This is a genomic window from Pseudoduganella sp. GW821-FHT11H04 (assembly GCF_058807935.1).
The window spans coordinates 154,236-167,355 of the sequence record NZ_JBXARE010000006.1 but is presented as its reverse complement, the minus strand read 5'-3'; the positions used below and the strand labels follow the sequence as shown (position 1 = coordinate 167,355).

Below are 13,120 nucleotides of genomic sequence, written 5' to 3'. Positions count from 1 at the left end.
CATAAATTGGTACACCATGGCAAAGCGTGATTTTTACGAGATCCTCGGGGTCGCTAAGAACTCGTCCGAAGACGAAATCAAGAAGGCCTATCGCAAACTCGCGATGAAATATCATCCGGACCGCAATCCGGATAACAAAGAGGCTGAGGAAAAGTTCAAAGAGGTCAAAGAGGCCTACGAGATGCTGACCAACCCGGAGAAGCGCGAGGCGTATGACCGCTACGGTCACGCCGGCGTCGATCCGAATATGGGTGGCGGCGGCGGTGGCGGCTTCGGCGGCTTTGGCGATGCTTTCGGCGACATCTTCGGCGATATTTTCGGCGGCGGTGGCCGCGGCCGTTCTTCCGGCCCGCAGGTTTATCGCGGCGCAGACCTGCGCTACAACCTGGAAATCACCCTGGAGCAGGCTGCCCACGGTTTCGACACCACCATCCGCGTGCCGAGCTGGGACAAGTGCGACACCTGCCACGGTTCCGGCGCCAAGCCAGGCACCCAGCCGGTCACTTGCGGCACTTGCGGCGGCCACGGCCAGGTCCGCATGCAGCAGGGCTTCTTCAGCATCCAGCAGACCTGCCCTAAGTGCCACGGCACCGGCAAGATCATTCCTGAACCATGCCCATCGTGCTCCGGCGCGGGCCGCATCAAGCGTAACAAGACGCTGGAAGTGAAGATCCCGGTCGGTATCGACAACGGCATGCGCATCCGTTCCACCGGCAACGGCGAGCCAGGCACCAATGGCGGCCCGCCGGGCGACCTGTACGTGGAGATCCACATCAAGCCGCACGCTGTGTTCCAGCGCGAAGGCGACGACCTGCACTGCGAAATGCCGATCAGCTTCGCCAAGGCGGCGCTGGGCGGCGAGATCGAAGTGCCGACGCTGGATGGTAAAGTATCGTTCACCATCCCGGACGGCACCCAGTCCGGCAAAACCTTCCGTCTCAAGGGCAAGGGCATCAAGGGCGTTCGTTCCGGTTATCCGGGCGACCTGTTCTGCCATGTCGCCGTTGAGACCCCGGTCAAGCTGACCGACAAGCAGAAAGACCTGCTGCGCGAATTCGAGCGTTCCACCACCGAGGGTGGTGCGAAGCATAGCCCACAGACCAAGTCCTTCATGGACAAGGTTAAAGACTTCTTCGAGTGAGAAAAAATGAGCGACGACGTACTGAAGCACCTGCTGGAAAACAACCGTAAATGGGCCGAGGCGAAAATTGCCAAGGACCCGGAATACTTCCACGACCTGTCGAAAGTGGGTCCGGAGTACCTGTGGATCGGTTGCTCCGACTCCCGCGTACCTGCGAACGAACTGCTTGGCCTGCCGCCGGGCAAAGTGTTCGTGCACCGTAATATCGCCAACGTGGTTGTGCACTCGGACCTGAATTCCCTGTCGGTGCTGCAGTTCTCGATCGAAGTGCTGAAAGTAAAGCACGTGATCATCGTGGGCCACTACGGCTGCAAGGGCGTGCACACCGCGCTGACCGGCGGCCGCGTGGGCCTGGTCGACAACTGGCTGCGCCATGTGCAGGACGTCGCGCAGAAACACGAGCGCTATCTCGGCGCCGCGCTGGCCGATGTCGGCAAGAAGAGCGAGCGCTTGTGCGAATTGAACGTGGTGGAGCAGGTAGTCAACGTCTGCCAGACCACCATCGTGCAGGACGCGTGGGACCGCGGCCAGGAACTCACCGTGCACGGCTTCGTGTACGGCTTGAAGGACGGCCTGCTGCACGACCTGGGCATGAACATCAGCTCCCTGGCTGACCTGCAGCCCTGCCTCGATGCCCGCTTGGCCGAATACGCCAACGCCCTGTAAGTCAGAAAGCCCGCAACCGCGGGCTTTCTTCATATTGGAGGACAGGTTGAAGTGAAGATTATTTATGTGTTGTTGGCCTGCGCAGCGGCGCAAGCGGTGGCGGGGCCATTGCCAGAGCGGACGAGGGCCGAGCTGGCGGCGACCTCAGTGGAATTCACTGCGGAACGCGATGCGGCTGCAGTATTCGTCCGCGAGCGCTCGTGGTTCCTCCACAATATGGGACGGCTCTGTGTAAAAGAATTGAATATGCCGGCGTCCACGCAAGAGGGACCTGCTGATCGCTGGCAGAGAAATAACTATCGCTTTTCAGCGACGGCTATCCGTTACCAAGGGAAGAGAGGGACGACGAAAGATCCAGGCCAAGGCTTTATGGATGGCATGGATGAGATCAGGCGAATCGACGAGAAGACTGCGGCAGACGCCAAAGCGCAGCTCAAGGCTGCACCGGACCGCGTGCAGGCGTGCCAGGTGTTCTTCGCCGACAGCGAAGCCGGTAAACAGAACATTCGTCCGGGCGATCAATACTATGATGTGCTTGAGACCCTGGCGCACGACCTCTTCGACCCTGTTCCAAGCCATTGATGCCTGAAAAGCATGTACACTTTCGTGCATGCTCAAATCCATTTCCGACTTCCTTGTTTCCCTCGGCGCTCCGCGTAACAGGGCGGCGGGGAAATTCCAACCCTGTCAGCAGCTCGCGGTAAAGGCGGGTGATGTGCTCGTGCAGCCGCAGCCTGAAGGACGTGGCTGGACCGCTCTCAAAGTCTTTGCCGTCGAAAGCGCCACCGCGCATTGCCTGACCTACGAGCCTGCGCCACGCAAGCCGACGTTGGAATCGCTGGCCCAGGCTGCCGTACGCATGGCCCATGCGCCGCGTGCCGCCGCATCGCTGGCCGAAGGCTGGGAGCTCGTCGGCAACCAGGCCGCTTCAGCGCGCGAACTGCAAGGCTTGAAGTATATGGACTTCGAACTCTATGTTCGCCTGACCGGGCAGGACGTCGACACCATCATGCGCAAGGCCGAAGAGCACTTCGAACGTGCAGGCCTGCACGCCGCTGAAAACCGTCGCATCGAAGCAATCAACGAATACGGCAAGGCGATCGAGCTCTATCCCGCCTACACGGACGCTCTGGACAAGCGAGCCTTCTCCTTCATGGAACTGGGCCTGCACGAAAAAGCCCTGCGCGATCTCGAAGAATCGCTCTACATCAACCCGGAAGGTATGTCCGCCTTCTTCTGCAAAGGCGAATGCCTGATGAAGCTGGGCCACCTCGATGAAGCGGCCGCGATCTTCACCGAGGGCCAGGAACGCTTCCCCGGCCACGCCTCCCAGTTCAACGAATTCCTCAAACGCACCCGCGCCTTCGCGCTGACCGGCCGCCCGGCATGAGGATTTCAGCCATAGGGTAAGATAGTCCTGATTTCGTGACGATGTGGGAATGAATATGAAATTGCATCAGAAAGCATACGGGACCATTTTGGTGATCGCCGCGTCTCTGTTTGCGGCTTCGGCGTCGGCCGGTGAGCCGGCGGATAAAGGCTCCAGTGGCGTGCACCCGGTCGCTGCTACGAAGAAGGCGGCAAAGGCAGTCGGCCATACGACCAAGAAAACGACCAAAGCAATCGGCCATGGTTTCCGCGATGGCACGCGCGCGGTCGGGCACGGGACGAGAAACGTGACCCGCGATATTGGTCATGCATTCCGCGATGGCGCGCACGAGTTGACCGGCAAGAAAGATTAATCTTTAGTCTGCGTCTGTTGAAACTCGAGGAAGTCGCGCGCCATCCGACGCGTTGCTTCCAGCATCGGCAAGTGGCCGATCCCTTCCATCATGACCACGCGCGTATTCGACATCAGCGCCTTGGTCGCAGCAGCGCCATTCGGGCTGAGGATGCGGTCCTCGCTGCCCTATGTTCGTTATCGATAACAAGAATGCGCCGCTTGCAACACGAAACCCATGCCAATTTCATATAGATAAGCGCATTTTTTTCATTCCACTTGCCAGGGAAGCTTGCGTAGGATGTTGAAAAACGCGTCAAAAAACAAAAGGCGTCCGGCCGTCGTTGCTAGTTATCGATAACAACGAGCCTTGGGGACAAACGAAGGAGACAGGAATGTTCACGAATATGCTCAGGCGCGCCGCGTGCGTCAGCCTTGCCCTGCTGATGCCGGCCGCCGCCTTGGCCGCCGACCGCCTGCAGGTGTTTCCTTTCCCGCAGCCGGTGCGCTATTCGCACCATAACGACGACTTCACGGTGCGCGTACGCACTCCGGGCGGCGTATGGCAGGACCTGTACGAATACAACGCCAAGGTGGACCTGGACAAGCCGCAGGATGCTTCGATGGTCTATTTCAACTTCGAGGGCAGCGTCGAAGTCGCCGTGCAGAAGAATAACGGCGCCTTCACTAAAGTGCAGGTGCGTCCGGACAACCGCGGCGTCAAGCCCCAGGTGCGCGACGGCGTTGCCTACTTCACCATGCAGCGGCCGGAAAACCTGAGCGTCGAGTTCGACGACGACCGCCTGCATAACCTGCACATCTTCACCCACGCCATCCGCAAGGACATGCCGCCGCAAGCGGCGGGCCTGGACAGCTACAGTATCGGGCAGGGCAGCATGCCCGATTTCACCCAGCCGGTGGTGGTTTTCGGCCCGGGCATCCATAGCGGCGAATTCCGCCTGCGCTCCAATAGCACGGTGTATATCGACGGTTCGGCTTTCCTGAAGAGCCCCCTGATCATCGACGGCGTGGAGAATGTCAAGGTCGTCAGCGACGGCGTTTTCGACGGCGTCGACTCGATCACGATCCGCAACTCGAAGAACGTCAGCATCGATGGTCCGATCTTCATCAACCAGCCGCACGGCACCATGCGCTGCGTGACCTCGCAGGATGTCGACGAAAAGAATATCCGCACCATCGGTGCCGGCAAATGGTCGGACGGCCTGGGCCACTTTGCCTGCGAGCGGGTACGCATCAGCGGCGGCTTTATCCGCACCTCGGACGACTGCATCACGATCTACAACCACCGCTGGGACATATGGGGCAATTCGCGCGACATCACGGTCACCGACACCACGTTGTGGGCCGACGTGGCGCACGCGATCATGATCGGCATCCACGGCAACACGCCGACGTCGGCCCACCCCGAGCCGGAAGTCCTGGAGCGCATCCGCTTCAGCAATATCGATATCCTCGAACACGACGAGGATGAAACCGAGTACGAAGGCGCCATCGGCATCATGGCCGGCGACGACAACCTGGTGCGCGACGTGATGTTTGAAAACATCCGTGTCGACCGCATCGAAGAGGGCAAGCTGTTCAACCTGCATATTGCCTATACACCCAAGTACAACACCAGCCCCGGGCGCGGCATCGAGAACATCACGCTGCGCAACATCAGCTACACCGGCAAGGGTTCGCCCAGTGCATCCGTTATCTACGGCCACGACGCCAACCGCCAGGTGCGCAACATCGTCATCGACAACGTGACGGTTGCCGGCAAACGCCTAACCGGCGCGGCTCCCAATTTGCTCGAAATCGGTCAATACGTCAGCGGAGTGACCTTCCGCTAGCAGTCTTCGCAGTACTCAAAAAAATACCTGGAGGAGATGGAGCATGAACAAGCAAGCCAAGATGACACTGCAACTGTCCGTCGTTGCGCTGGCCGTGACGCAGGCCTTTGCGCCGCACGCCATGGCGCAGGAACAGCAAGCCGATTCGGCGACCGTGGTGGTGAGCGGTATCCGCGCCAGCGCCCGCTCGTCGGTGGCGATCAAGCGCGATACCCTGGAAGTGGTCGATTCGATCACGGCGGAAGATATCGGCAAGCTGCCCGACAACAACGTGGCCGAGACCCTGACCCGCATTCCGGGCGTGCAGGGCTACCGCTACGGCGGTCAGGGCGCTTCGCCGGTCGGCGCAGGTTCCGGCCTGACCATCCGCGGCTTGAGCAACCAGACCGCATCGCAAATCAACGGCCGTGCATTCAATACTGCCGGCGGCCGCGAATTCAATATCGAAAGCGCGATTCCGGGCATGATCGCCGGCGTCGACGTGTACAAGAACCCGTCGGCGGAACATATCGAAGGCGGCATTGGCGGCCTGGTCAACATCCGCAACCGCAATCCGAGCGATTTCAAAGGCCCGACTTTTGCGGCATCGCTCAACTTCCGCAATAACGACCTGGCGCATAAGACCGAGCCGGAAGCGTTCGTGATGGGCGCCAACCGCTTCGACCTCGGTGGCGGCAGCCGCCTGGGCGTGATGGGCGCAGCGGTTTACCAGAAGAGCACCGACCGTTCCGACAATAATCCGGCCAACCGCGGCGCGGCGCTCAAACGCGCGGTGCGCGCCGACAGCTCCGAGTACGCAACCCGCGCTGCGGCCAATACCGCCAACAGCCCGTTCCAGCCGATGTCGGCCTATGTGGGCCGTAGCGACGTCAGCTTCCTCGACAACGTCGGCACCCTGCCTACTTCGTCCACGGTGGGCGCCAATACGCCGAACCTGGCGGGCATGACAGCGGACCAGGTCAGCAACGTGATGTCGGCGACCGGCTTGACCAACAACGTCTTCCAGGAAACCATTATGCGCGAGCGCAAGGGGTTGAACCTGGCGGCCGACCTCCGCGTCAGCAATACCCTGCGCTTCTATACCGAAGCGAACTACCTGTACTACCTCTATCACCAGAACTATCGCGGCTTGAACTCGGTCGACGGCGCCAACGTGCAGAACCTGAAGACCACGCCGTTCAACTTCACCGAATCGCTCGCGAACCGCAACTTCAATGGCGGCAGCAACGATGTACTGGTCGACAAGCGCATCCAAAGCGGCAGCTTCCTGAATTCGGCCGTCACCAGCATGGGCGGCGATGAGCACACCCCTTACACGACCTGGGTCGGCGCGGCCGGCGCGGAATGGAGCCCGACGGCGGAGCTGTCGTTGAAGGCCGACTTCTCGTACATCAAGTCGAAGAAGACCCAGGACAACCGCTCGGTCATCATGGATTCCGCCCCTGGCAAACTGTGGTCCACGAACCGCATCGTCGATGGCGCTCCGCACCAGCTGACCTTCACCGGCCCGGACCTGGCCGATCCTGCGAACTTCGTGTTCCGCAGCTATGACAACGGCACCAACCAGAGCTGGAACGACAAGGGCAATGCCACGGTGCTGAGCGGCGCCTACAGCACCGACCTTGGCTGGATCAACAAGATCAAGTTCGGTACCCGTTACGCGAGAATGGAGAGCACCTACCGCAACTTCCGCTTCACCGGCAAGCCGCTGACCACCGACGGCAAGGCATTGGCGGCCGACCGTTCCAATGCCATCAACGCCTCGACCATGGCCAGCGTCATCCAGAACGCGCCGGCCAACTTCATGCGCGGCGATACCGGTTATTCGGGCGGTTTCGCGGTGTATGCGCCGGACGCGCTGCTGGGCAACCAGGTGGCGGCCGCATTCCCGAAGGCGGGCATCCCTGCCGATGGCAATTACCCTGAAATCGGCTCGGAACACCGCTTCGTGTCGGAAAATACCCTGGCCGGCTGGCTGGTAGGGGAATTCTCCGGGCTGGATGACCGCCTGAAAGGTAATGTCGGCGTCCGCGTGGTGCGCACCCGCGGCGAGGCCATCGCGCGTGTCCCGAATGTCACCACCGGCGCACTGGTGGACGTGGTGGGCAAGACCAGCTACACCAATGCGTTGCCAAGCCTGAACGTGACCTACGATATTACGCCCGATACGCTGGTGCGATTCGCCTACGGCAAGGGCTTGACCCGCGCCGGCCTGGGCGACCTGAACCCTTCGATCGGCGCCGTGAATACCACCCTCGGCACCGCCAGCGTCGGCAACCCTGAGCTGCGTCCGCTGACCGCCAACAGCGTCGACCTGTCGCTGGAGCGTTACTTCAGCAAGACCAACTACGCGGCGCTCGCCGTGTTCAACAAGGACATCGACGGCTTCTTCAACCGCTTGATTTCCTGCCAGACGCTGGATCCTGCCGTGGCGGGTCCTTACACCGGCAACAGCAACGGCTGCTCCGGTGGACAGTATGCCGTCAGCAAGACCGTCAATGCTGAAAAGGGCTACGCACGCGGCGCTGAAATCTCGGGCCAGTACTTCTTCGACGCCTCCGCCGGCATGCTGCAGAACTTCGGCTTCAGCGGTTCGTACACCTTCGTTAAGACGTCCAATCCGCTGAACTTCGGCACCGCTGCGGCGCCGAATGTCGTCAGCATGCCGCAGCCGTTCCAGGCCAAGCACAACTTCAGCATGGCAGCCATGTATGAAGACCAGAAGCTGTCGGGCCGTCTGGTGTACACCTGGCGTTCGATGTCGCTGTTCAATGATGTGGCACCGAACCCGATCGACAGCCGCGCCATCGACGCCTACGGAATCCTGGATGGCTCGATCAACTACGAGATCGACAAGAATCTTAGCCTGTCGTTCAACGTCAACAACATCCTCGACCGCGGTCTGCACCGTTACATCGGCGAGCCGGATTACAAGACTGGCGTCGAGCTGCAGCACTATGGCAACGGCCGCATCTTCAGCATCGGCCTGCGCTACAAGTTCGGTAACTAAAGGAGATAACGTGGCCAAGTATCGATTCGCGGGTGCTGCCGCAGCGCTCATGGTCCTGGTTCCGGTGCTGGCGCCGGCCTTGGGGGCGCCGCAGTCCGGGTCAGTGGCCGAGTGGGAGCAGCCGGGCGTGGTGGCAGTCAACCGCGAACCGATGAAGGCCACGTTCTTCAATTTTGAGTCCCGCGAGCTGGCGCTCGCGGGCGACATGGCGGCCTCGCAGTATTACCGCTCGCTGGACGGCCGCTGGTCTTTCGCCTATACCCAGGGCGTGGACCAGCGCCCCGCCGATTTCTACAAGCCGGAGTACGACGTCAGCGGCTGGAAAACCATTCAGGTGCCGGGCATGATGCAGGCGCAGGGATTCGGCAAACCGATTTTCACGAATATCAAATATCCGTTCCCGGCCAACCAGCCCTTCATTCCGCACGACCTGAATGAAGTGGGTTCCTACCGCAGGGACTTCGACGTGCCGGTCGGCTGGCAGGGGCGCGATGTATTCCTGCATATCGGCGCGGCAGGCGCGGCCTACTACATCTGGATCAACGGCGAAAAGGTCGGCTACTCGGAAGACTCCAAGCTGCCGTCCGAGTTCAATATCGGCAAGTACGTGCGGCCCGGCCGCAACACGATCGCGATCGAGCTGTATCGCTTTGCCGATGGTTCCTACCTGGAAGACCAGGATTTCTGGCGCGTGTCGGGCATTGAACGCAGCGTCTACATTTACGCCGAGCCGCGCGCACGGCTGCGCGACTTCACCGTGACCGCTGCGCTGGACAAGGCGCATTATCGCGACGGCATCTTAGCGCTGGAAGCGGCGATGGCCGGCGAAGCATCCGGCGGGCGCCTGGTCGCCACCCTCTTCGACGGCGACAAGCGCGTCCTGGCAACCGATGCGGTAATCGCTGCCGGCAAGGCGGCGCCGTTGCGCGCCATGCTGCCCAACGTCAAACCATGGTCAGCGGAAACGCCGAACCTGTACCGCCTGCTGCTCGAGTACCGCGACGCCGACGGCAAGCTGGTATCCGCAACTTCGCGCAGGATTGGCTTCCGCACCGTGGAAATCGCCGATGGCGAAGTGCGCGTAAACGGCAGGCGCGTCATGATCAAGGGCATGAACCGCCACGAGCACGACCCCGACACTTACCGCGTGATGTCGATGGCTTCGATGCGCCGCGATATGGAGTTGATGAAGCAGGCCAATATCAACGCCGTGCGTACCTCGCACTACCCGAACGATCCGCGCTGGTACGAACTGGCCGACGAATACGGCATGTACGTGATGGACGAGGCGAATATCGAGTCGCACGAATACATGGAGAAGGGCGCAGCCTCGGGAGATCCGGCGCAGCGCGCCGCCATACAGCTCGGCTACCAGGAAGCCTGGAAAGGCGCGCACCTGGACCGCATCTCGCGCATGGTGGAGCGCGACAAGAACCATCCATCCATCATCTTCTGGTCGCTGGGCAACGAAGCCGGCACTGGCATGAATTTCGAACAGGCCGCGGCATGGATCCGCCAGCGCGACCCGAGTCGCCTGATCAGCTACCTGGGTTACGGCACCCTCGGCGAAGAGCATTTGCCGAACGCCTACGTCGACATTTACGCGCCGATGTATGACGACATCGACAAAATGGCAGGCTATGCCAAGGACCCGCGCTACCAGCAGCCGATGATCCAGTGCGAGTATGCACACTCGATGGGTAATTCGCTCGGCAACTTCGAAGACTACTGGAAGGTGATCCGCGCCCACCGCAAACTGCAGGGCGGCTTTGTGTGGGACTGGGTTGACCAGGGCGTGCGCGCCAAGGATGCGCAAGGACGCGAATACTGGGCTTCCGGCTTCGACCTCAATCCGGAGCGCGGCGACAATAGCGTGGTGGGCGATGGCGTAGTCGATTCCGACCGTACGCCGCAGCCGGAATATTATGAGCTGCAGAAAGTCTATTCGCCGGTGGTATTCGAAGGCGACCCGCGCAGCGGCACGCTGTCCGTGCTGAACCGCTATGACTTCAGCGACCTGTCGGGCTTTGATTTCGAATGGACGCTGGCGCGCGACGGTGAGCCGGTCGCCAACGGCAAACTTGAAGGCATCAATGCTCCCGCCGGCGCGAGCCGGCCGTTCCCGTTCAAGCTGCCGACTGCCGCGTCGAAGGGCGGTGAGCTGGTACTGACAGTACGCGCCAGGTCCAAGGACGGCGCCATCAAAGGCGTGGCGGCAGGCACGGTCCTCGGCTGGTCGCAATTCATCATCGCCAAAGCGCCGGCCGCCGCTACAGCGCCGGCGGGCAAGCGCGTGGCGCCGGTGCGCACGCAGGGCGTGGTCACGCTGGCTGCCGCCAACGCCAGCCTCGCTATCGACACCAGCACAGGCCTGGTGAGCTACAGCGCCAACGGCCAGTTGCTGCTGAAGGGCGGCGTGCCGAACTTCTGGCGCGGATTGACCGACAACGACGAAGGCGTGGGCGTCGAGCAAAGCCACAAGATCTGGCAGCAATTTACCGAGCAGCGCCAGTTGCGTGCGCTGGAGGTTGGGCGTGACTACGTCAAGGTGCAGTATGCGTTTGGCGCCGGTTCGGTCGAGTGGGAGACCACCTATCGCATGGGCGCCGACGGCAAGGTGCGGGTGGACGCAGTGTTCACGCCGCTGCGCGACGACCTGCCGGACCCGCTGCGCGTGGGCATGCGCTTCAACCACGCCGCTGCCCTGGATAGCCTGGCCTGGTACGGCCGCGGCCCGCAGGAATCCTATATCGATCGCATGAGTGGCGCCGCGCTTGCCCGCTACAGCGGCAAGGTGGCGGACCAGTACCACAAGGGCTATCTGCGCCCGCAGGAGAGCGGCAACAAGATCGATGTGCGCTGGATGTCGCTGACCGACGCCGGTGGAGCAGGGATCCGCGTGACAGGCGCCGCGCCGCTGGCGATGAATGCCCTGGCTTTCCCATATGAAGACTTGTACCTGCGTCCGCGCGGCACGCGTCATAACGCCGATATAGCACCGCACGGCGACGGCAGCCTGCTGGTGGACCTTGCCCAGGCCGGCGTTGGCGGCGACACGGGCTGGAGCCCGGACGGCCGGCCGCTGGTGCGCTATCGCATCGGGCTGAAGCCGGCCCGCTACAGCTTCACCATCGCGCCCACGTCCGCCAAGCCGGTGGCGGCCGCGCTGGCTTCGGACTACAGCAATCCCGTCCTGCACGCGGACTACTCCGACCCGGACGCGATCCGCGTCGGCGACACCTATTACATGACCTCGTCCAGCTTCAACAGCGCGCCGGGCTTGCCGCTGCTGGAGTCGCGCGACATGGTGCATTGGCGGCTGGTGGGCCACGCGCTGCCGCAACTGGCGCCGGCAGCGCAGTTCGAGCTCCCGGCCCACGGCAAGGGCGTTTGGGCGCCTGCGCTGCGCTACCACGACGGCAAGTTCTGGATCTTCTACCCCGATCCGGATCAGGGCGTGTATGTCATGACAGCGCGCGACTTCCGCGGCCCGTGGAGCGCGCCAACTTTGCTGCTGGCCGGCAAAGGCATCATTGACCCGGCGCCGTTCTGGGACGAAGACGGCAGCGCATGGCTGATGCACGCCTGGGCACGCAGCCGCGCCGGCTTCAATAACGTGCTGACCCTGCGCCGCATGGCGCCCGACGCCAGCCGCCTGCTGGATGACAAGGGCAGCATCGTCATCGACGGCAGCAAATACACCGGCTACCACACGGTGGAAGGCCCCAAGCTATACAAGCACCAGGGCTATTACTATGTGTTCGCCCCGGCCGGTGGGGTGGAACAGGGCTGGCAATCGGTCTTCCGCTCGCGCAGCATCGACGGGCCGTACGAAGCGAAGATCGTCCTGGCCAGGGGGCAGACCGACACCAACGGCCCGCATCAGGGGGCGTGGGTGCAGGCTGCAGACGGCAGCGACTGGTTTTATCACTTCCAGGACAAGGGCGTCTATGGCCGCATCGTCCACCTGCAGCCGATGCACTGGCAGGAAGGCTGGCCCGTAATCGGCGAACAGCGCGATGGCAAGGGCACCGGCCAGCCGGTGAGCCATTACCGCCAGCCGCTCGCAGGCAGTTCCGATGTCGTGGCGCCCGCCACCAGCGACAGCTTTGACAGCCCACAGCTTGGCCTGCAATGGCAATGGAACGCCAACTGGCGCCCCGAGTGGTACTCGCTGCGGGCGCGGCCCGGCCACTTGCGCCTGTTCAGTCAATACGATGCATTGGCGCAGCAGCAGGGCAGTCTGTGGAACCGCGCCGCCTTGCTGCTGCAAAAGCTTCCCGCCGCCGAATTTACGGCCACCGCAAGCATGGACCTGTCCGGCCTGGCCGACGGCGACAGCGCCGGCCTCCTGATGTATGGCTTCGATTACGCCTGGATCGGCGTGCAGCGCAAAGGCGGCGCCAACCGCCTGGTGCTGAACACCTGCCACAAGGCGATGGCCGGCTGCCGCGACGAGGAGCAAGCCGGTATCGCATTGACCGCCCGCAGTGTCTACCTGCGCTTGCAAGTGATGGAAGGAGGCCGCACCATCTTCAGTTATAGCCTGGATAACAAGACTTACCAGGCTTTTGGCAAACCATTCAGCGCCTCCGTTGGCCGCTGGGTCGGGGCCCGTATGGGCTTGTTCGGCACCGCATCGGAAGCCAAGGGAAGCGGCTTCGTCGACTTCGACGAATTCAAAGTGTCTCTCTGACCAGCCAGGCACTCCCATGCCAGGCTAGTTTTTT

At 62.1% G+C, this 13,120-nt stretch carries 8 protein-coding genes; all 8 read left to right on the top strand.

Translation table 11 applies throughout. From position 1 onward, the window contains the following. Positions 1 to 16: 16 nt before the first annotated feature. The 8 genes from dnaJ (at position 17) to AC1RTP_RS15500 (ending at position 13,086) form a co-directional block, all read left to right on the top strand. Positions 17 to 1,141: a molecular chaperone DnaJ gene (gene dnaJ, locus AC1RTP_RS15535; RefSeq protein WP_498608526.1), complete on the top strand. Its 1,125-nt coding sequence runs from the start codon at positions 17 to 19 to the stop codon at positions 1,139 to 1,141. A gap of 6 nt (positions 1,142 to 1,147) precedes the next feature. Further along, a complete protein-coding gene (locus AC1RTP_RS15530) occupies positions 1,148 to 1,807 on the top strand; it encodes a carbonic anhydrase (protein WP_498608525.1) in 660 nt (219 codons plus the stop codon). 51 nt (positions 1,808 to 1,858) lie between these two features. Further along, positions 1,859 to 2,389, top strand: coding sequence for a hypothetical protein (locus AC1RTP_RS15525; protein ID WP_498608524.1), 531 nt, complete (start codon positions 1,859 to 1,861; stop codon positions 2,387 to 2,389). 133 nt (positions 2,390 to 2,522) lie between these two features. Next, entirely contained in the window at positions 2,523 to 3,197 is a 675-nt protein-coding gene (locus AC1RTP_RS15520) for a tetratricopeptide repeat protein (RefSeq protein ID WP_498608523.1), read from the top strand. 49 nt (positions 3,198 to 3,246) lie between these two features. Further along, positions 3,247 to 3,549, top strand: a complete 303-nt coding sequence (locus tag AC1RTP_RS15515) for a hypothetical protein (protein ID WP_498608522.1) — start codon at positions 3,247 to 3,249, stop codon at positions 3,547 to 3,549. Positions 3,550 to 3,922: 373 nt separating this feature from the next. After that, complete coding sequence (locus AC1RTP_RS15510; RefSeq protein ID WP_498608521.1) at positions 3,923 to 5,380, top strand: glycosyl hydrolase family 28 protein; 1,458 nt, start codon at positions 3,923 to 3,925, stop codon at positions 5,378 to 5,380. Positions 5,381 to 5,423: 43 nt separating this feature from the next. Further along, positions 5,424 to 8,390 (top strand): TonB-dependent receptor, encoded by a 2,967-nt coding sequence (locus AC1RTP_RS15505; RefSeq protein WP_498608520.1) that lies wholly within the window; start codon positions 5,424 to 5,426, stop codon positions 8,388 to 8,390. Between the two features lie 10 nt (positions 8,391 to 8,400). Beyond that, positions 8,401 to 13,086 carry a glycoside hydrolase family 2 TIM barrel-domain containing protein gene (locus tag AC1RTP_RS15500; protein ID WP_498608519.1) on the top strand — a complete coding sequence of 1,562 codons (4,686 nt, stop codon included), beginning with the start codon at positions 8,401 to 8,403 and terminating at the stop codon, positions 13,084 to 13,086. The last annotated feature ends 34 nt before the right edge of the window (positions 13,087 to 13,120 follow it).